The sequence below is a fragment of the Sporosarcina sp. UB5 genome (assembly GCF_050859005.1).
GTDB lineage: Bacteria > Bacillota > Bacilli > Bacillales_A > Planococcaceae > Sporosarcina.
Map to the genome: position 1 here is coordinate 2,443,794 of NZ_CP125984.1, position 21,132 is coordinate 2,464,925.

The window sequence follows — 21,132 nt, forward strand, 5'->3', positions numbered from 1 at the left end:
TGATGAACGATATGCAACGAACACATTATTGCGGACAATTGACAGAGGAAGTTATTGGCCAGACGGTTACATTGCAAGGCTGGGTGCAAAGAAGAAGGGATCTCGGTGGTCTCATTTTCATTGATTTGCGAGATCGTGAAGGGATTGTCCAAGTTGTTTTCAATCCAGACTTTTCAAATGAAGCGCTTGAAATCGCTGAAACAGTGCGCAATGAATATGTTCTTGAAGTGACAGGTAATGTTGTTGAGCGCGAAGAAAACCAGAAAAACCCGAAAATAAAGACCGGATCGATTGAAGTGCATGTGGAAAACGTGCGCATTATTAACGAAGCGAAAACGCCTCCTTTCATGATTGAAGATGAAACAGATGTCAATGAAGAGGTTAGATTAAAATATCGTTACTTGGACCTTCGCCGTCCGGCATTGGCGCGTGTGTTCAAAATGCGTTCTGACATTACAAAGACGGTAAGGAATTTCTTAGATGGGGAAGGGTTCTTTGAAGTAGAAACACCCATTTTGACAAAGTCGACGCCGGAAGGAGCGAGGGACTACCTCGTGCCGAGCCGTGTGCATGCTGGTGAATTCTACGCGTTGCCACAGTCACCTCAACTATTTAAACAAATGCTTATGGTTTCAGGTTTCGACAGATATTATCAAATTGCGCGCTGTTTCCGTGATGAAGACCTTCGTGCGGACCGTCAACCTGAATTCACGCAAATTGATATGGAAATGAGCTTTATGTCGATCGAAGACATTATTGAATTAAATGAGCGACTCATGCAAAAAGTGATGAAGGATGTTAAAGGGATTAATATTGAAATTCCATTTAAACGTATACCTTATGATGAAGCAATGGAACGCTTTGGATCAGATAAGCCAGACACTCGCTTTGGAATGGAGTTGCAGGACGTATCTGAGATTGTTAAGGATTCTTCGTTTAAAGTATTTGCAGGAGCAGTTGAATCAGGTGGGCAAGTGAAAGCGATCAATGTAAAAGGCGCTGCAGACAATTATTCTAGAAAAGATATCGATGCACTCGGAGAATATGCTGCGCGTTACGGTGCGAAGGGTCTTGCTTGGCTGAAAGTTGATGCAGAAGGCTTGAAAGGTCCAATTGCAAAATTCTTTGAAGGTGAAGCGGGCGAGTCGTTGGCGAGTTCCCTTGGAGCAGAGGCGGGTGACCTTCTATTATTCGTTGCAGATAAAAAGTCAGTAGTGGCGGATGCATTAGGAGCACTCAGATTAAAGCTCGGCAAAGACTTGAATCTCATTGACCAAACGCAATTCAATTTCTTATGGGTGACAGAATGGCCTTTATTCGAATACGACGAAGAGGATGGACGCTACTATGCTGCTCACCATCCGTTTACGATGCCGGCTGACGTCGATGGACTTGAAACGAATCCGAGTGACGTGAAAGCGCAAGCTTATGACCTCGTCTTAAATGGCTATGAGCTCGGCGGAGGATCATTGCGAATTTATCAACGTGATGTTCAGGAGAAAATGTTCAAGGCGCTTGGTTTCACTGAGGAACAAGCACGAGAGCAATTCGGTTTCTTGCTCGACGCTTTTGAGTACGGTACACCGCCACACGGTGGAATCGCATTTGGCTTAGACCGAATCGTCATGTTACTATCCGGTTCGACAAATCTCCGCGATACAATTGCGTTTCCGAAGACAGCAAGTGCAAGTGATCTATTGACCGCAGCACCTAGTGCCGTAGATGACTCACAACTTTCCGAATTAGGGATTTCTATCCAGTCGAAATAAGTCGAACGGACAAGCTCGTACTAGAAAAATGTAATAATTTGAAGAAGTGAAATCGTTGAACAGAGATCTTTTGTATGGTAGGATACAAGTAACAGCGAATCCTGAAGTGTACGTTTTTTGACAATCAGTTTTGACTCAACAGATTTGTCGTAGGGAGCTGTCATTCTGACTTGGATGGAACGCCCTCGTAAGGGACTTCAGAATAGACGGATGGAGCACCCACCTGCTGAGTGCGGGTTCAAAACGATATTACAAAGACGGCACATTCGGGATTCGTTCCTATACTTTACAAACATTTGGTAGACTATATTCCCCTCTGGCGTTCTTGCGGAGGGGTTTTTGATTGACTCGAACACGAAAGGGCGGAATACCATTGTTACACCAATTTTCCCGAAATGAATTGGCCATTGGCAAAGAAGGCATTGATTTAATGCGCCAAACGACTGTTGCAATACTAGGCGTCGGAGGTGTTGGTTCGTTTGCAGCCGAAGCGTGTGCTCGCAGCGGCGTTGGCCGGATCATTCTTATCGATAAAGATACTGTTGATATAACGAATGTCAATCGTCAGCTTGTAGCAACATTGTCGACTGTCGGCAGATCCAAAGTTGAAGTGATGAAAGAGAGGATTGCTGACGTAAACAAAGATTGTGAAGTAATTGGACTTCATATGTTCTATACCGAAGAGACATACGAAGAGTTTTTCAGCTATGCACCTGATTACGTAATTGACGCATCAGATACAATTAGCTATAAAATTCATCTAATTAAGGAATGTGTAGCGAGAGGCATTAAAATTATTTCAAGCATGGGAGCTGCAAACAAGCTCGATCCAACCCGCTTTAAAATTGCCGACATCTCCAAAACGCATACTGATCCGATTGCAAAAGTAATTCGACTCAGATTACGAAAAGAAGGTATTAAAAAAGGCGTTCCTGTCGTATTTTCCGACGAAAGCCCAATTGTTATCCGAGATGATGTCGCCGATACAGTCGGTAATCCTGATGCGCAAATTCGTAAAGCGAAAATGCCGCCTGCTTCAAATGCATACGTCCCATCCGTCGCAGGCCTTGTATGCGCAAGCTGGGTTCTCAATGACATTGTAAAAGACGTACACATTGAAAGAGTTAAGGATAAGAAGTAAGAAAAAAGCTGTTTTCCTTGTTAACTGGGAATACAGCTTTTTATCTTGTTCCACTAATCTGCAACTGGTACAATTATCGTATAGGTAAATAATCCCGCAACGAATACGTTACATATAATTTGGAAGGACTGATACCATTGCAAAAACACGATGGAATCCTATTAGAGAGTGGAACGAACGAGTTAGAAATTGTCGAATTTCAAATGGGGCAGAACCGCTACGGTATTAACGTCATTAAAGTAAAAGAAATCATCCTCCCGATACCAATTACAACGATTCCACACGCGCATCCTTCCATCGAAGGAATCATTCAACTGCGAGGGGCAGTCCTCCCGGTCGTTAACATGGAAAGAGTGATGGGCTTACCGGAGACGCTCGGTAAAAACGAAGGGAAATTTATCGTTGCGGCCTTTAACAAACAAGAAGTCGTTTTCCATGTCCACGACGTCGCACAAATCCATCGCGTTTCATGGAACCAGATTGAAAAACCGGCTGATCTATATACAGGAGACGCCTCCCAAGTCATTGGGGTTATTAAACGGGAAAATGACATGCTTTTCCTACTGGACTTTGAAAAAATTGTCGTCGACATTAATCCGGATAGTGGAATTCAGCTAGATGAAGTAAAAAAACTCGGCAAGAGAGAAAGGTCGAATAAAAAAATTCTCGTTGCGGAAGACTCTCCGATGCTCCGTAAATTACTGAGCGATACATTGACCGAGGCTGGATATGGGAACATCGAGTTTTTCGAAAATGGAAAAGACGCACTGGAGTTTTTGGAAACTGTGCTTGCAGACGGAAAAAAAGTAACCGAAGAAATTCAATTGGTCATTACTGATATTGAAATGCCTCAAATGGATGGACATCATTTCACAAAAAGGATCCGTGCAAATAATGAATTGGCAGAACTCCCGGTCATTATTTTCTCTTCTTTAATTACCGATGAACTAAAACATAAAGGAATTAGTGTCGGTGCAAACGATCAAGTGAGCAAACCGGAAATTGCGGAACTCGTTCTTAAAATAGACCAATATATATTATGAAAAAAGCACCTTCTCGTTTTTTTGAGGAGGTGCTCTATTTTCTTTAACAGTTTGCAGTAGGTCCGCTTTAATTTTTCTTCCTAAATTCTTTCAACCGTTCATAAATGCCTGCAAGCCTTTTTTCTTCCCCGGCAAGGACTGGTTCATAATATTCCATATGCTTAATTTTGTCCGGCAAATATTGCTGATTCACCCAGCCGCCGAATGAACCAATCGGTGTATCATGTGGATATTTGTATCCTTCATGGCCGAGCTCAGCTGCTCCTGCGTAGTGAGTATCTCGTAAGTGAAGAGGAATATCTCCCGTCTTTCCTTCATTAATCGCTTGCACAGCAGCGTCGAACGCTCTATAAGCCGAATTTGATTTGGAGGCGAGGCACATCTCAATGACGGCGTTGGCCAGTGGAATACGCGCTTCAGGCATGCCAAGTCGGACCGCCGCTTCGGTTGCGGCAAGTACATGGGGTCCGACTTCAGGCGAGGCCAATCCAATATCTTCATATGCCATGACGAGGAGACGCCTCGATACGGCAATCAAGTCTCCTGTCTCAAGTAAATTTGCTAAATAGAATATCGCCGCATTTACGTCGCTTCCACGGACCGATTTTTGCAACGCAGAAAGCAAGTTATAATGATGTGATCCTTTCTTATCCCCGACAAGACCGATTCTTCCAATCAAATTATCGATTAACCAATCTTCGACAATTACTTTGCCTTGTTCTTCGTCGCTTGCGGATATGATAGATTCTAATAACGTGAGTGCTTTTCGAGCATCTCCATTAACACCTTCTGAGATTTTTTGGATTTGGCTCTCGGTCATCTCGATTGTCAGTTTTCCAAGCCCTCGTTCTTCATCGGCTAATGCTCGTTCAAGCAATTTGATTATGTCGTCAGGCTCTAATCGATTTAATTGAAGAATTTCGCCACATCGGGATCGGATTGCCGGATTTACATCGTGGAACGGATTTTCCGTAGTTGCACCAATGAGGACAATCGATCCTTTTTCGACATGGGGAAGCAGCGTATCTTGCTGCAGTTTATTGAAACGATGAATTTCATCAAGAAATAAAAGGACTTTACCTGTTATCCGGGCTTCTGCAACGACTTCCTCTACGTCCTTCTTCCCAGAAACCGTTGCGTTCAATGCGATGAACGGCAACTGGCTCGTACCTGCTATCGCATAAGCTAATGACGTCTTACCAATGCCTGGCTCGCCGTATAGCAGCATGGAAGGGACATGCCCTTTACTAATCATTCGATAAAGTGCTGTATCTTTTCCAATTATATGTCTCTGTCCAGCAACTTCGTCTATGTTTGTAGGTCTCATCCGAAATGCTAGTGGTTCATTATGCATACAAATCACTCCCCCGTACATCCGTTCCACTATTATACACTAACGTGTAGCCGGAAGTCATTTGAAGGAAGCGTCAGAGCAAATTATGCTATACTATTTTGAAGTGTATTGATGAAATACGGATTGAAATCGACGAGAAAAGGACGTTGGTTATATATGAGAATTTCGACGAAAGGCCGATATGGGCTTACTGTCGTTGTAGAGCTAGGTAAAAAATACGGGGAAGGCCCTTTGCCATTACGGAAAATTGCGGAAGAGCATAATTTGTCGGAAGCGTACTTGGAGCAGCTCATTCCAGCATTGCGGAATAGCGGAATTGTGAAAAGTGTCCGCGGAGCTTACGGTGGCTATAAACTTGCTAAGCCGCCGGGTGAAATTACTGCAGGGGACGTCATCAGATTGCTTGAAGGACCTATTCAAGTAGTAGAAGGAATTGATGACGACAAAGTTCCGCAACAGTCATTATGGAACCGTATCGGTGATGCCATTCGTGGAGTTTTGGATACAACGACGATTAAAGATTTGGTGGAATCGGACGAATCGAACGACCATGACGGATATATGTTCTACATTTGAAGTTAGTAAATAAAGGAGTCTTATTATGCAAACGATATATTTGGATCATGCTGCTACTACACCAATCCGTCCGGAAGTGAGTGCGGTTTATATGAACGCGATGGATTCGGTTTTTGGCAATCCTTCTAGCATCCATAGTTTTGGCCGAACGTCCCGTAAATTACTGGACGATGCACGCAAGACGATAGCAGAAGCAATTCATGCTGAACCGAACGAAATTATTTTTACATCTGGGGGAACGGAAGCTGATAATGTTGCCATTTTCGGAACTGTCGCAGCGATGAAAGAAAAAGGGAACCATATTATTACGACGGCGGTTGAACATCATGCCGTTTTGAATTCATGTAAGGAATTGGAGAAAAACGGCTTTCACGTCACTTATTTACCTGTCGACGAAAATGGAAGAATAAGTGCCGATCAAGTGGCTGAGGCGCTAACCGACCAAACGGTGCTCGTTACAATTATGTACGGCAACAATGAAGTTGGAACAATTCAACCGATTAAAGAAATCGGTCAAATCGTCAAAGACCATCAAGCGATCTTTCATACCGATGCCGTTCAAGCATTCGGTATTTTGGAATTGGATGTAAATGAATTGCAAGTCGATTTACTCAGCGCCTCAGCGCATAAATTAAATGGTCCAAAAGGGGTCGGCTTCCTGTATCAACGAAAAGGACTTCAGACGTCGCCACTTCAATTTGGCGGTGAACAAGAGCGGAAAAGACGTGCAGGAACAGAAAATGTGCCCGCAATTGCCGGCTTTGCAGAAGCTGTAAAAATAGCTAGAAATGAAATGAAAGATAATCATCAGAGTTATGATCGATATAAAACAATCTTGACTACTATTTTCCAACAAGAAGGAATTGACTTTGAAGTAAATGCAGAGCAAGTCGAGCGGCTGCCGCATGTCGTGAACATTAGCTTCCATGGAACTGAAATTGAGTCACTGCTCGTCAATATGGACATGGCAGGCATCGCAGTATCTAGCGGCTCTGCTTGCACTGCCGGATCTCTTGAACCGTCGCATGTCCTATCAGCGATGTGGGGAAGCGACTCCCCGAAACTACGGAACTCGGTACGTTTTAGTTTCGGTTTTGGACTCGACGAACGAGTAATCCAAGAAGCGGCGACGAAAACAGCTCAAATTATTAAACGACTCGTGAAATGAATTGAAAAAGGATGAATACGTATGAGAACTACAAATAAACCAATATCCGAAACGCGGGTAGTCATCGGAATGTCCGGAGGAGTCGACTCATCTGTTGCTGCACTTCTTTTGAAGGAGCAAGGGTATGATGTCATCGGTATCTTCATGAAAAATTGGGATGATACAGATGAGTTCGGTGTTTGCACAGCGACCGAAGATTATGAAGACGTCATTAGTGTATGCAATGAAATTGGCATTCCGTATTATGCCGTCAATTTCGAACAGCAGTATTGGGACAAAGTCTTCACCTATTTCCTTGATGAATATAAAGCGGGCAGAACCCCAAATCCAGACGTAATGTGCAATAAGGAAATAAAATTTAAAGCATTTCTTGATCATGCAATGAGCTTAGGTGCAGATTTTCTCGCGACGGGGCATTATGCACAAGTCGTTGAAACAGACGAAGGCGTTGCGATGCTTAGAGGGAAAGATGAAAACAAAGATCAAACGTATTTCTTGAATCAGCTGACACAGGAACAATTGCAAAAGGTCATGTTCCCAATCGGCGGACTCGATAAGTCGGAAGTGCGTCAAATTGCGGAACGTGCAGGGCTTACAACTGCAAAGAAAAAAGATTCGACTGGCATATGCTTTATCGGTGAAAGAAACTTCAAGGAGTTCCTTGGGCAGTATTTACCTGCTCAGCCAGGTGACATGAAAACGATGGACGGTAAAACGGTTGGAAAGCATGATGGCTTAATGTATTACACAATCGGCCAACGACATGGTTTAGGAATCGGTGGTGCAGGTGATCCGTGGTTTGTCATTGGAAAAGATTTGAACGAGAACACATTGCTCGTCGGACAAGGATTTCATCATGATGCACTTTATTCCGATAGCTTAACGGCCATCGACGTTAGTTTTGCAACTGCCCGCACAATGCCGGCCACTTTTGAATGCACCGCGAAATTCCGTTATCGTCAACCGGATACGAAAGTAACAGTTGAGTTGACAGGTGACGGAAATGCCAATGTTGTTTTTGTTGAACCTGTTCGCGCAATTACACCTGGACAAGCAGTCGTCTTCTATGACGGTGAGGAATGCCTCGGCGGAGGAACGATTGATAAAGTTATGAAAAATGGTGTGCAACTAGATTATGTAGGATGAGAGGAAACGTTATGGAATACAATGAAATTGGAATTATGGCCCTTCAAGAAGGGAATTATGAAAAGGCGATTGAAGCCTTCATGAAAGCTGCAGAGGAGGAGCCGGAAAATCCGGTCGGCTACATTAATCTTGGGAATGTCTTTGCGTCAGCTGGTGATACAGAGCGGGCTGAGCGTTTCTTCCAGAAGGCAATCAGCTTGGATGAAAATGCAGGGTCTGCACTTTATGGTTTAGGCAATCTCTATTATACAAATGAACGGTTTGCAGAGGCAGCTAAATTGTATGAGAAGGCAATTCGCGCAGGTCTCGAAGAAGCGGATGCGTTTTTCATGCTTGGAAAGAGTTTGAAGCAGTCGGACAACTCCAAGCTCGCATTACCATATTTCCAAAGGGCGTCGGAATTGTCGCCAGATGATCTTGAAATCCGATTAGCATACGGGATTCTGCTAGCGGAGATGGAACTCTTTGAAGAAGCAAGGAAAGAATTAGTACTTGTTTTGGAGAAGGATGACGAGAATACGGATGCCCATTACAATTTAGGTGTTCTGTATGCTGTATCAACGGATCGAAAAGATGATGCGCTTTACCATTTGGAAAAAGCGTTCACGATTGAACCAGAACATACGCAGGCACGATATATATACGATATGATTAAATTAGGTTAATTTCCAATAAGTACGGAACGTAAGGCGGTGATCGATATGGCTGGGGAAAAAGGGACTAATGAAGCGGTTTTCATCGTTGGACGACCTGTCGTCACGATTTTCCATAATCCTGACAATCTCTTTTCCATCGTGAAAATGAAAATTAGCAAAACGAATAGTGGCTATGAGGATAAGGAAATCGTCATTAAAGGGAACTTTCCTCCCTTGGCGAACGAAGACGATTACAGACTAACAGGTAGGCTTGTTAATCATGCGACATATGGACAGCAGTTCGACGTCCATACGTTTGCGAAAGAGATGCCTGAAACCGAAACGGGTATCGTCCATTACTTATCCGGTGATCTTTTTCCCGGAATTGGAAAGAAAACAGCTACTACTATTGTGAAAACGTTAGGCAAAGATGCTATTAAGCAAATATTGGAAAACTCTGCAGTGCTTGATCGAGTGCCAAAGCTATCAGAAGAGAGGAAAGAGACGCTCGTCACCGTGCTTCAAGAAAATCTTGGATTGGAACGAAGCATGGTCCAATTGAACGAATGGGGATTCGGTCCCCAGCTTGCGATGAAGATTTACCAAACCTATCGCGAAGAAGTCATCGACCTGTTGAAAGAGAATCCGTATAGGCTGATCGAGGATGTAGAAGGAGTCGGTTTTCAGCGTGCGGATGAGTTGGGGAGGCAGTTAGGGATTACCGGTAAGCATCCTTCCCGGGTGAAAGCCGCAATCCTTCATACGATGAACCAAGGAGTCCAGTCTGCAGGCCACGTTTATTTGTTGGCGGAAACTGTATTGCCCGAAGTGAAACGGTTGTTGGAATCGAGCCAAACGGAAGAAGTGCCATTCGACCAAATTTCCGCATGCGTCATTGAATTGGTTGAAGAAAGCAAGCTGTGCGGTGAAGGGAAAAGGCTTTATATCCCTTCGCTCTATTTCTCGGAAATCGGCATCGCCTCTAAAATGGAACGTATTATGGAAAACGATCTTTCCGACAAATTTCCTGTTTCAGAAATCCGTAAGGCAATCGGTGAAGTAGAGGAAAGGCTTGATGTCAGCTATGCAGAAACTCAAGTGGCGGCAATCGAAAAAGCACTCCATTCACCTGCGATGATTTTGACGGGGGGGCCTGGAACAGGAAAAACGACTGTTATCCGTGGATTAGTGGAAGTGTATGCGGAGTTACATGGCCTATCACTCGATCCTAAAGTGTATGTGGAAAAAGAGGAGACGTTTCCGATCGTGTTGGCGGCTCCAACAGGACGAGCTGCTAAGAGGATGTCTGAGTCGACAGGGCTACCCGCGATGACCATCCATCGGCTCCTCGGATTCAACGGTCAGGAAAAGGACGATGCAATCGGTAAGGAAGTTGAAGGGCGTCTCATCATTATAGATGAAATGTCGATGGTCGATACATGGCTCGCCCATCAGCTCTTAAAAGCATTGCACGATGAAATTCAAGTATTGTTCGTTGGCGACCAAGATCAGTTACCGCCTGTCGGTCCTGGTCAAGTGTTAAAGGATATGCTCGACTCGGGAAAGATTCCTGTCGTGGAGCTAACCGAGATTTATCGCCAAAGTGCCGGATCGACAATTATAGAAATGGCGCATATGATAAAAAATGCGAAATGGACAGACGACATTACGAGAAAAACGACAGATCGATCTTTCATCAAAGCAAACGGCGACCAAATTCTTAAAGTCGTCGAACAGGTCGTAAAAAACGCCATTTCGAAAGGTCATCACATAAAAAATATTCAAGTACTCGCTCCGATGTATAAAGGGCCGGCTGGCATTGATGGATTGAACAAAATGATCCAACAGCTAGTCAATCCGCCTGGACCGGATCGGAAAGAAGTTTTCTTTGGGGATGTTGTCTATCGAATTGGTGATAAAGTACTGCAACTCGTCAATCAGCCTGAAAGTAATGTGTTCAATGGTGATATGGGTGAAGTGATTTCCATCATTAAGGCAAAGGAAACTGTCGACAAAAAGGAAATGCTCATTGTTTCTTATGATGGAATCGAAGTTGAATATGAGCGGAATGATTTGAATCAAATTACGCTCGCATACTGCTGCTCGATTCATAAGTCACAAGGAAGTGAATTTCCGATTGTTGTCATGCCGGTCGTTCGTGGATACAGGAAAATGCTTCGGAGAAACCTTTTATATACGGGAATTACGAGGGCGAAAAACTTTCTCATCCTATGCGGTGAACCGAACGAATTTAAAATCGGCATTAACCGGACAGATGAATTGGAACGGCAAACGACATTAAAAAATCGCTTGCGTAAGGAATCCACTATCGAAAACTACGAAGAGATTGTAGAAACTCCACAAGCTGAAGAGCAACAATCTGAATCTATCGAAACCGATAGCGAGCCGCCTGAAAGCCCGAAAGAGTATAAGCTGACGATGGAGACAATTCTCGGAATCGATCCGATGATTGGGATGCAAGGTGTCACCCCTTATGATTTTTCGGAAGCGATCGATTGACATGGAGCGAGCGATTCCCTATAATCCAAAGTATCATATGAAATTCGATGACGGAGAAAGTACGCTTACCGCCATGTTCAGAAAGGAATCCCAAGGCTGCGAGGATTCCCATGGCCGTTTGCCGGAAAGCTACTCCTGAGAGCAACTAATACTTGCCGTTAGCCGCGTTAAGGCTTCTTGAGATACCGGCATTCCGCCGGTAAATTAGGGTGGTACCACGAAAAATCTTCGTCCCTTGTACAGGGGCGGAGATTTTTTATTTTATTTTATTTATTAGTGTGAAAAGTTTTATCAAGGATTGAAGCGAAAGCCGGCGACTCCTGCGGGAAAGCGAGACAGGGGAGACCCCGGAAGGAGCAAAGCGACTGAGGAGGCTCACCGCTCGCCCGCGGAAAGCGTCCGGCTGTAGCGGAAATTAGGTATGGTTGCAATTTGACCCATTAAGGAGGAAATTTAATGAAAAAATTAACAGCATCAGAAATTAGAAAAATGTTTCTTGATTACTTCAAAGAATACGGACATAGCGAAGAACCATCCGCGCCCCTCGTTCCAATTGACGATCCATCACTACTATGGATCAACAGTGGCGTCGCAACACTAAAAAAATACTTTGATGGACGTGTCGTGCCTGCAAATCCACGCATTGTCAACGCACAAAAGTCCATTCGGACGAACGATATTGAAAACGTAGGAAGAACAGCACGCCATCATACATTTTTCGAAATGCTCGGCAACTTCTCAATCGGGGACTACTTCAAAGAAGAAGCGATTATCCGCGCATGGGATTTCCTGACGAATGAAAAGTGGATCGGCTTCGATCCAGAATTACTTTCAGTAACAGTCCATCCAGAAGACGATGAAGCATACGCAATTTGGAGAGATAAAATCGGTATTCCTGAAGAACGTATCATCCGGTTAGAAGGTAACTTCTGGGATATCGGTGAAGGCCCGAGCGGCCCGAACTCTGAAATCTTTTATGATCGTGGACCAGCTTTCGGAAACGACTTTTCAGATCCTGAATTATACCCAGGCGGCGAAAACGATCGGTATTTGGAAATTTGGAACTTAGTGTTCTCAGAATTCAACCATAATCCAGACCATACGTATACGCCACTTCCAAAGAAAAACATTGATACAGGGATGGGACTTGAACGAATGGCTTCTGTCATTCAAGAAGTGCCGACGAACTTTGACACAGACCTTTTCATGCCAATTATTCATTCTGTTGAAAAAGTATCAGGCGAAAAGTATGGGAAAAACGATGTGAAAGATACAGCATTCAAAGTAATCGCAGACCATATCCGTACCGTTGCGTTTGCTATCGGTGATGGCGCGTTGCCGTCGAATGAAGGAAGAGGATATGTACTAAGAAGACTTTTACGTCGGGCTGTCCGCTTTGCAAAACAATTAGGCATTAATAAGCCATTCATGTACGAACTTGTTCCTGTAGTAGGGGAAGTAATGCAAGACTTTTATCCTGAAGTTAAAGAAAAAGAAGCGTTCATTATGAAAGTCATAAAAAATGAGGAAGACCGTTTCCACGAAACGTTGAATGAAGGAATGACGATTTTAAACGGCGTCATAGAAAAAGCAAAAGCTGCAGGCAAACCTATTGTATCTGGTGCAGATGCATTCAAACTTTATGATACGTATGGTTTTCCGTTCGAATTGACAGAAGAATTCGCGGAGGAAGCGGGCGTTACGGTCGATCGGGCAGGATTTGACGAAGAAATGGACAATCAACGTAAACGTGCAAGGGCTGCTCGTCTCGATGTCGATTCGATGCACGTCCAATCAGAAGTTCTTGGCGGCATTAAAGAAAAAAGTGAATTTATCGGTTATGATCAATTATCTTCTGAAACGAAAATCGTTGCCCTTTTGCATAATGGCGAATTGGTTGCACATGCTTCTGAAGGTGATGAAATCCAGTTCATGCTCGAGCGTACACCTTTTTATGCAGAAAGCGGAGGACAGATTGCCGATAAAGGTACCGTTTCGAGTGAAGCATTTATTGTCGATGTAAAAGATGTCAAAAAAGCTCCGAATGGCCAACATTTGCATACAGCAGTAGTCCGGTCTGGTGAAGTCACTGCTGACGCTACAGTAACTGCTGTAGTCAATGCGGAATTACGCAAATTGACAATTAAAAATCATACAGCGACACATCTTCTTCACAAAGCATTAAAAACGGTTCTTGGAGAGCATGTCAATCAGGCAGGATCATACGTCGGCCCTGATCGTCTCCGTTTCGACTTCTCTCACTTCGGTCAAGTGACGAAGGAAGAGCTGGAAAAAATCGAAGCAATCGTCAATGAAAAGGTTTGGGAAGATATCCCTGTTCAAATCGAACAGAAACCGATCGATGAAGCAAAAGAGATGGGTGCAATGGCTTTATTCGGTGAAAAATACGGAGATGTCGTCCGTGTCGTTTCAGTAGGAGATTATTCAATTGAATTATGTGGTGGTTGTCACGTATCTGCAACATCGACTATCGGGCTCTTTAAGATCGAATCGGAAGGCGGAATCGGTGCGGGTACGAGGAGAATTGAAGCGGTCACAGGAAAAGAAGCATATCATTCCTTCAAAAAGGAAGAAGCACTTCTCACAGAAGCGGCATCTTTATTGAAATCTAATCCAAAAGATCTTGTTACGAAAGTAAATTCCTTTATGTCAGAAATGAAAGAGCTTCAACGGGAAAATGAGTCGCTTTCTGCAAAGCTCGGAAATAGTCAGCTTACTGATATTCTTGCAACTGCACAACAAGTTGACGATGTGACAGTCTTATCGGCAAAAGTGGATGTGAAAGATAACAATGCTCTGAGACAAATGATCGATGAACTAAAGCAGAAAGTAACAAAAGGTGTAATTGTCCTTGGAGCTGCTGCTGACGACAAAGTTCTATTAGCAGCAGGAGTAACGGAAGATTTGAAAAATGGGAACTTCCATGCAGGGAAAATCGTCAATCATGTAGCCTCTCTATGTGGCGGCAAAGGTGGAGGCCGTCCGGACATGGCGATGGCAGGTGCGAAAGATGCTTCTAAACTTGATGAAGCACTTCATTCCGTGTATGATTATGTCAAATCCGTTTAAGCGTAAATGGATGTCGGATATAGAGTAAGTGGGAAAGGTATCCGATTCGCAAACGGACGATTGGAAAGCGGGGTGTCGACGATGAATTCATACGACAAGACGATGAAATTCAACTTTCCTGAAGAATCGATGGAGCAAGAAGTGAAACAAGTCATGCTCCATGTGCACAAAGCTTTAGAAGACAAGGGCTACAATCCCATCAACCAAATTGTCGGTTACCTCTTATCAGGCGACCCAGCCTACATTCCTCGCCACTATGAGGCACGTAACCTAATTAGAAAGTTGGAGAGGGACGAAATTCTCGAGGAACTGGTAAAGTTTTATATCCGTGAAAACGGAGGTAAGACGAATTGAGGGTAATGGGGTTAGATGTCGGTTCCAAAACGGTCGGTATTGCAATCAGCGATGCACTTGGGTGGACAGCCCAAGGCATCGAAACGATTAAAATTGATGAAAGTGCCGGCCAGTTTGGCATGTCAAGAATTCAGGAACTCGTAACTGAGTATACTATCACCTCTTTCGTAGTCGGATATCCAAAAAACATGAATAACTCCGTTGGTCCGAGAGGTGAAGCATCTGAAAAGTTTGCTGAAATGTTGAAAGAGGTATTCAATCTGCCCGTCGTGCTTTGGGATGAGCGTTTAACGACGATGGCGGCAGAGCGGATGTTAATTGAAGCAGATGTAAGTAGGAAAAAAAGAAAGACTGTCATTGATAAAATGGCAGCAGTCATGATCCTTCAGGGGTATCTTGATTCAAAAAATAGATGAGGTGAAAAACGATGGAACATGGACAAGAAACAATGACAGTCGTAGACGAGCACGGTGAGGAGCATGTATGTGAGGTAATCTTCACATTTGAATCGGAGGATTTCGGTAAATCATACGTCCTTTATCATATTTTAGGTGAAGAAGTGGGCGATGATGAGGAAGTTGAAATTCACGCCTCAGCTTTCATTCCATCTGAAGACAATGAAGACGGAGAACTATTGCCAATCGAGACCGACGAGGAATGGGATATGATTGAAGAGATGTTAAACACATTCCTTGCTGAAGACGAGGACGAAGAATAATCCATATGCGCACGGACGGAATGGTGCATGCCATTCCGTCTTTTTCACTGCTTGGATTTTTTTAGATAGAGATTGTTCGGAATGAGGTGATGCTGGATGGATAATGATTCTAAAAAAGACCAAATGTTCGAAAAGATGATTGAGCAGAGAAAAGAAGTGAAGATCGTCAGGCGTATCGTGTTTATTGTCGCGCTTGTTCTCATTATTGGCGGTCTGATCGGAGGTCGGGCAGTCTATAAATACATAAGTGAGGCACTTCAACCTGTCGATCCGAAATCGGAAGAAGTGATTGAAGTTGAAATCCCGATCGGCTCCGGCTTAACATCTATTTCGGAAATACTTGAAGCTAAAGGGCTCGTTAAAGATGCCAAGATCTTCAAATACTATGCGAAATTTAACAATGAATCGCAGTTTCAAGCAGGTTCCTACGGCTTAACTAAAGCGATGACATTGGATGAATTAATTGAAAGCCTGAAGACGGGTAAAGTATATCGAACACCTTTGTTTACGATGACAATTCCTGAAGGCTTGACGTTGGACCAGATCGCTGCAATTGTTGAAAAGCGTACTGGCATTCAGAAAAAGGAATTTTTGGACTACGTCAATGATGAGCAGACGATTGTAGATTTGATGGGAAGATATCCGCATGTTTTAACGGACGAGATTTTAGGGGAAGATGTCAGATATCCTTTGGAAGGGTATTTATTCCCTGCGACATATCCGTTTTATGAGGAAAAGCCGACTGTCCAAACGGTCGTTACGACAATGCTTAATGCGACGTCCGATAATATTACACCTTATTTTGCGTTTTTAGAAAGCGAGGGTAAATCGGTCCATTGGCTACTTACTTTCGCAAGTCTGCTCGAAAGAGAGGCGACTGCGAAAACGGATCGGGAAACGATTGCAAGCGTCTTTTACAATCGAATGGATGAAGGGATGCCTTTGCAAACAGATCCGACAGTGTTGTATGCATTGGGCGTACATAAAGACCGTGTCCTCTATGCCGATCTTGAAGTCCAGGATCCGTATAATACGTATGTCCATACAGGACTCCCTCCAGGTCCTATTGCAAATGCCGGCAGATCTTCAATAGAAGCGGTCGTAGATCCTTCTATAACGGACTATTTTTATTTCCTCGCCGATAAGGAAGGGAATAACCACTTTGCGAAGAATTATGATGAGCATTTAAAAAACCGCAGAGAATTTTTATCGGGTGAATGACCCAAAAGAATGGAAGTGCCTTATATGAAAGACGTTGTAGCTTATTTATCAAATTTGCGGGAAAAGGAGAACCCATTAATTCGTGAAATGGAAGATTTCGCCGCAAAACATCACATACCAATTATGGATCGGAGCGGAATGGAAACGTTTATTGGCCTGCTCCAAATTCAACGTCCGAAGTATATACTTGAAATCGGAAGCGCAATAGGATATTCTGCTATCCGGATGGTTTCTGCCCTAGAAGGAACTTCCGTAGTGACGATTGAGCGGGATAAAGAGCGATATGCATACGCTGTAGATTATATTAATCGAATCGGTTTCGAGGATAGAATTACGATTATTGAAGGAGATGCCCTAACACTTTCCGATGAATCGCTTCCTTCCTTGCAATATGATGCTCTTTTTATCGATGCGGCAAAAGGGCAATATAAACGGTTCTTTGAAAAATACTCCGAGCATGTCGTGCAGAACGGAATCATTTATTGTGATAATATGTTCATGCATGGTGCGGTCATGCTTCCGGATGAAGAAGTGCCGAAACGGAATCGCACGATGATCCGAAATCTTAAGGAATTTACTGCTTGGGTAATGAAGCATCCTAACTTCGAAACATCATTGCTGCCAGTCGGCGATGGAATTCTCGTTGCTGTAAAAAAGAGGGGCTAAGCAAGATCCCTGTATTTGTGGGAGGAAAATAAATGGATAAGAGAAAACCTCTTGTCATCGGTATCGCCGGTGGTTCGGGATCTGGAAAGACGAGTGTAACGAACCGAATATACGAGGTGTTCAAAGAACATTCAGTAGTCGTCATCGAGCAAGATTATTATTACAAAGATCAATCGCATCTAGAGTTTGAAGAAAGGCTACTGACGAATTACGATCATCCGCTTGCGTTTGATACGGATTTATTAATTGAACATATCGGTAAGCTTCTGAATCGGGAACCGATTGAAAAACCGGTGTATGATTATGCGCTCCATACAAGATCTGACCGAAAAATAGAAATTGAGCCGAAAGATGTCATTATTCTCGAAGGGATACTCGTTTTGGAAGATGAGAGGCTCCGAGAGCTAATGGACATTAAACTATTTGTCGACACGGATGCAGATTTGCGCATCATTAGACGACTCATGAGAGATATTAATGAGCGAGGGCGGACAATCGAATCGGTTATTGAGCAATACTTATCAGTCGTTCGCCCGATGCACAATCAATTCATTGAACCGACAAAGCGTTATGCAGATATTATTATTCCCGAAGGTGGTCATAATGAAGTCGCTATTGATTTAATGGTCACGAAAATAAAAACAATTCTTGAGTTTGGTACGAAGTTGTAATATGATGAAGTCAGAATTCAATATAAATGAGACTATGTCGCATACCTCTTGCAGGAGCGGCATAGTGTTTTTATGAACAGGAATATGAGGAGTGTTGTATGATGGTATCAGAGAAAAAGTATCCGATGACTGCATTGGGAAAGAAAAAATTGGAAGAGGAACTCGAGTTTCTTAAAACGGTAAAACGAAAAGAAGTAGTGGAACGCATTAAAATTGCACGTAGCTATGGAGACCTTTCGGAAAACTCGGAGTACGATTCAGCAAAAGAAGATCAGGCATTTGTAGAAGGAAAGATTTCATCACTGGAATCGATGATTCGAAATTCCGTCATCATTACGGAAGACGAATTGAATACCGATGAAGTACAACTAGGGAAAACGGTTACTTTCAAGGAATTACCGGACGGAGATGAAGAGACGTATACAATCGTCGGCTCTGCTGAAGCTAATCCAATTGAAGGATTGATTTCCAACGATTCACCAATTGCAAAGGGCTTGATTGGGCGTAGTAAAGGTGATGAAGTGAAAATTTCAACTCCTGGTGGGGAAATGTCGGTCGTTATTGTAGAAATTAAATGACCTCGTAATGGCCGCCTCTACATGAGGGCGGCCATTTCACATTTACGCAAGAAGATAGGGGGAAGGCTATATGAAAGGAAATGCTCCTAGATACTCGCGAATCAATCGTAAGAAAATGCGTAACCGAAGCAACCAACTGTTAAATATGATGATCGGTCTCGTCGTCGTACTCATTATTATTGTAGGCGCGTCAATTATCTTCGGTGGGAATGGTGAAGAAGCGAAAGTAAGTGATTCTGGACAAGAAGAAATCGAACAATCCAGTTCAGTGAAAAACGACTCTCAACGTGAAGAAACCAATTCCAACTCGGCTGATGGAGGAGAAGGGACGTCAGAATCTAGTAGTGATGAAGGCGATGAAGCTGGCCAGTCGACAAGTGAGAATGAGCAATCGGATGAATCTACAAGTACCGATGGAGAAGCTGGAGATGACGAAGAGTCATTAACTGTACCTGTCGTTCCGGATGACGACGGAATTATTGTCGAAACGATTATTAATTCCGCTTGGCAACCGATAGGAACTACGCAAACTGGTGTTCACGAATCGAAGTATGATCTCAATTCAGTTGATTGGGAAGAGAAGCAAAAAGCTATCTCATATGCGACCGGGCATTCTGTAGAAGAATTAATCTATTGGAAAATTAAAAATGGTGGAGGTCCTCAGAAGTCGATTGGAATTGTTTCAACAAGGGACAAATCAAAGAAATACCGCGTGTTTCTTGAATGGGTCGATGAAAAGGGTTGGAAGCCAGTACAAATGGACATTTTAAATACGTTAGATTTTGAATATTGAACAGTTGGCATTGATTAACTGTCCAACCGGAGGGTTTACAAAGATGAAAATAGCAATAATTGGAGCAATGGAACAAGAAGTTGAAATTTTAAGAGGAAAAATCGAGGATTCAAGCATTGACACGGTTGCGGGTTGTGAATTTATTAAAGGGAAAATCGCACAGCATGACATCGTACTTGTGAAAAGTGGTATCGGGAAAGTGAACGCCGCAATTGCAACAACATTGCTCATTCAACGTTTTACGCCAGATGTAGTTCTTAACACGGGATCTGCGGGCGGCTTTAAACAATCACTAGAAGTAGGAACGGTCGTCATTTCAGATGAAGTAAGACATCACGATGTCGATGCTACTGCCTTCGGCTACGAAATTGGACAAGTGCCAGGAATGCCCGCTACTTATCGTGCGGATGAAACGCTTATCCGAATCGCCAAGGAAGCAGTTGAGGAAATAGGCGAACATCATTATGCTGTCGGTCTCATTGCTTCTGGAGATGTATTTATGAGTGATGCAGAAAGGGTTAATGTTGTAAAGGAGCAATTCCCTTCTATGATTGCGGCAGAAATGGAGGCGGCAGCTGTTGCGCAAGTATGTCATCAGTTCGAGACGCCTTTTGTCGTCATTCGTGCATTGTCCGATATTGCAGGAAAAGAATCGTCCGTTAGCTTTGAAGAGTTTTTGCCGCTAGCGGCTCAACACTCATCGGAAATTGTTATGCATGCTATCTCGAAATTGTAAAGAGATTATGGTAAAATAGAAGTATGTTGCATTTTGTTGTGGAGGAGGTCTAAAAGATGTTTTATCTAATGGCTGGTGTTTTCTTTGCATCAACAGTAATTGCAGTTATTATTGCACGTGAGGTAAGTACGGACTAATTAAACAGGTAGTAAGGTTAAAAGACGAAAAGAGGTGTTTCCTTTCACAGGGCCCGTGGCCGCGTGTCAGGAAACGCCTCTTTCATTCATTGTACTCATGCTTGAATAGCTGATAAAGCTTCACGATAGCTCTTTTTTCGATTCGTGAGACGTAGCTTCTTGAAATGTTAAGCTGCTGTGCAATTTCCTTTTGAGTCATTGGCTGGTCGTCTAGTAGACCGTACCTTCTTTGAATAATTTCAAGCTCTCTACCATCTAATTTACCAAGATGGCGGTAAAGCCTCTCTTTTTGCTCTTTCTGTTGGACGGTGTCGATTGGTGCCTCATCGTCGGTCTGCAACAAATCTGCTATTTGAAGGGACTGACCGTCCTTATCTGTCCCAATTGGATCGAAGAGTGATACGTCCTTTTGTACTTTCTTTTGCGTACGTAAGTACATAAGTATTTCGTTTTCAATACAACGGGCCGCATACGTCGCAAGCTTCGTCTTTCGATCAAGTGTAAAACTGTTTACGGCTTTCATGAGCCCGATTGTGCCGATTGAAATATAATCGTCTAGTTGTTCGTGTTTTGGATGGAATTTTTTTACGACATGAGCGACGAGGCGCATATTCCTTTCAATGAGCTCATCTCTCGCACTTTCATCGCCTTCTGCCAATCGTTCCAGGCAATCAGCCTCTTCCGCTTTCGATAGCGGTCGACGGAACGCCTGCCCCCTGATATAGCCGACCATAGCAGGGACTTCGACCCACAGTTGGACGAGTGCCATGACAAAACCGCTCATCGGTCCACCTCCTGTGTCGTTATATGACAGCA

Annotated in this window: 20 protein-coding genes, 1 other RNA gene and 1 other annotated feature; of the genes, 19 read left to right on the top strand and 2 right to left on the bottom strand. The window is 43.4% G+C overall.

All coding sequences use genetic code 11. The features are described from left to right. Nucleotides 1-11 precede the first annotated feature (11 nt). The 4 genes from aspS (at nucleotide 12) to QM454_RS12310 (ending at nucleotide 3,953) form a co-directional block, all read left to right on the top strand. On the top strand, nucleotides 12-1,769 hold the full coding sequence (gene aspS / locus QM454_RS12295; protein ID WP_432358452.1) for an aspartate--tRNA ligase: 1,758 nt from the start codon (nucleotides 12-14) through the stop codon (nucleotides 1,767-1,769). 95 nt (nucleotides 1,770-1,864) lie between these two features. Next, nucleotides 1,865-2,046, top strand: a non-coding RNA gene (gene ssrS, locus QM454_RS12300) — 6S RNA. A 96-nt stretch (nucleotides 2,047-2,142) separates the two neighbouring features. Continuing rightward, nucleotides 2,143-2,910, top strand: a complete 768-nt coding sequence (locus QM454_RS12305) for a tRNA threonylcarbamoyladenosine dehydratase (protein WP_432363987.1) — start codon at nucleotides 2,143-2,145, stop codon at nucleotides 2,908-2,910. Between the two features lie 137 nt (nucleotides 2,911-3,047). After that, entirely contained in the window at nucleotides 3,048-3,953 is a 906-nt protein-coding gene (locus QM454_RS12310; protein ID WP_432358454.1) for a chemotaxis protein, read from the top strand. 67 nt (nucleotides 3,954-4,020) lie between these two features. Here the strand turns inward: QM454_RS12310 and QM454_RS12315 are convergent, their stop codons facing one another. Continuing rightward, entirely contained in the window at nucleotides 4,021-5,307 is a 1,287-nt protein-coding gene (locus QM454_RS12315; RefSeq protein ID WP_432358456.1) for a replication-associated recombination protein A, read from the bottom strand. Between the two features lie 156 nt (nucleotides 5,308-5,463). On the opposite strand from QM454_RS12315, the gene cymR reads away from it, so the two are divergent. The 15 genes from cymR (at nucleotide 5,464) to mtnN (ending at nucleotide 20,179) form a co-directional block, all read left to right on the top strand. Continuing rightward, entirely contained in the window at nucleotides 5,464-5,883 is a 420-nt protein-coding gene (cymR, locus tag QM454_RS12320) for a cysteine metabolism transcriptional regulator CymR (RefSeq protein ID WP_432363989.1), read from the top strand. Between the two features lie 25 nt (nucleotides 5,884-5,908). Beyond that, entirely contained in the window at nucleotides 5,909-7,051 is a 1,143-nt protein-coding gene (locus QM454_RS12325) for a cysteine desulfurase family protein (RefSeq protein WP_432358458.1), read from the top strand. Between the two features lie 21 nt (nucleotides 7,052-7,072). Continuing rightward, a complete protein-coding gene (gene mnmA / locus QM454_RS12330; RefSeq protein WP_432358460.1) occupies nucleotides 7,073-8,197 on the top strand; it encodes a tRNA 2-thiouridine(34) synthase MnmA in 1,125 nt (374 codons plus the stop codon). A gap of 11 nt (nucleotides 8,198-8,208) precedes the next feature. Continuing rightward, nucleotides 8,209-8,862, top strand: a complete 654-nt coding sequence (locus tag QM454_RS12335) for a tetratricopeptide repeat protein (protein ID WP_432358462.1) — start codon at nucleotides 8,209-8,211, stop codon at nucleotides 8,860-8,862. 36 nt (nucleotides 8,863-8,898) lie between these two features. Continuing rightward, nucleotides 8,899-11,352: an SF1B family DNA helicase RecD2 gene (gene recD2 / locus QM454_RS12340; protein WP_432358464.1), complete on the top strand. Its 2,454-nt coding sequence runs from the start codon at nucleotides 8,899-8,901 to the stop codon at nucleotides 11,350-11,352. Nucleotides 11,353-11,390: 38 nt separating this feature from the next. After that, nucleotides 11,391-11,591, top strand: a binding site (T-box leader). Nucleotides 11,592-11,808: 217 nt separating this feature from the next. Further along, the gene (gene alaS / locus QM454_RS12345) at nucleotides 11,809-14,442 is read left to right on the top strand and encodes an alanine--tRNA ligase (RefSeq protein WP_432358466.1); all 2,634 of its coding nucleotides are present in this window, start codon (nucleotides 11,809-11,811) and stop codon (nucleotides 14,440-14,442) included. Between the two features lie 81 nt (nucleotides 14,443-14,523). After that, nucleotides 14,524-14,796 carry an IreB family regulatory phosphoprotein gene (locus tag QM454_RS12350; protein ID WP_060206092.1) on the top strand — a complete coding sequence of 91 codons (273 nt, stop codon included), beginning with the start codon at nucleotides 14,524-14,526 and terminating at the stop codon, nucleotides 14,794-14,796. After that, complete coding sequence (gene ruvX, locus QM454_RS12355; RefSeq protein ID WP_432358468.1) at nucleotides 14,793-15,212, top strand: Holliday junction resolvase RuvX; 420 nt, start codon at nucleotides 14,793-14,795, stop codon at nucleotides 15,210-15,212. The genes QM454_RS12350 and ruvX overlap by 4 nt, the downstream gene beginning before the upstream one ends. Nucleotides 15,213-15,223: 11 nt before the next feature. After that, the gene (locus QM454_RS12360) at nucleotides 15,224-15,514 is read left to right on the top strand and encodes a DUF1292 domain-containing protein (protein WP_432358470.1); all 291 of its coding nucleotides are present in this window, start codon (nucleotides 15,224-15,226) and stop codon (nucleotides 15,512-15,514) included. A 96-nt stretch (nucleotides 15,515-15,610) separates the two neighbouring features. Next, nucleotides 15,611-16,735, top strand: a complete 1,125-nt coding sequence (gene mltG / locus QM454_RS12365; protein WP_432358472.1) for an endolytic transglycosylase MltG — start codon at nucleotides 15,611-15,613, stop codon at nucleotides 16,733-16,735. Between the two features lie 24 nt (nucleotides 16,736-16,759). Continuing rightward, nucleotides 16,760-17,401, top strand: coding sequence for an O-methyltransferase (locus QM454_RS12370; protein WP_432358474.1), 642 nt, complete (start codon nucleotides 16,760-16,762; stop codon nucleotides 17,399-17,401). A gap of 32 nt (nucleotides 17,402-17,433) precedes the next feature. After that, a complete protein-coding gene (gene udk / locus QM454_RS12375; RefSeq protein WP_432358476.1) occupies nucleotides 17,434-18,072 on the top strand; it encodes a uridine kinase in 639 nt (212 codons plus the stop codon). Nucleotides 18,073-18,173: 101 nt separating this feature from the next. Further along, entirely contained in the window at nucleotides 18,174-18,650 is a 477-nt protein-coding gene (gene greA / locus QM454_RS12380; RefSeq protein ID WP_432358478.1) for a transcription elongation factor GreA, read from the top strand. A 70-nt stretch (nucleotides 18,651-18,720) separates the two neighbouring features. After that, nucleotides 18,721-19,443 carry a DUF1510 family protein gene (locus QM454_RS12385; protein WP_432358480.1) on the top strand — a complete coding sequence of 241 codons (723 nt, stop codon included), beginning with the start codon at nucleotides 18,721-18,723 and terminating at the stop codon, nucleotides 19,441-19,443. 43 nt (nucleotides 19,444-19,486) lie between these two features. Continuing rightward, nucleotides 19,487-20,179: a 5'-methylthioadenosine/S-adenosylhomocysteine nucleosidase gene (gene mtnN, locus QM454_RS12390; RefSeq protein WP_432358482.1), complete on the top strand. Its 693-nt coding sequence runs from the start codon at nucleotides 19,487-19,489 to the stop codon at nucleotides 20,177-20,179. 219 nt (nucleotides 20,180-20,398) lie between these two features. Here the strand turns inward: mtnN and sigK are convergent, their stop codons facing one another. Then, complete coding sequence (sigK, locus tag QM454_RS12395) at nucleotides 20,399-21,100, bottom strand: RNA polymerase sporulation sigma factor SigK (protein WP_432358484.1); 702 nt, start codon at nucleotides 21,098-21,100, stop codon at nucleotides 20,399-20,401. Between the last annotated feature and the right edge of the window lie 32 nt (nucleotides 21,101-21,132).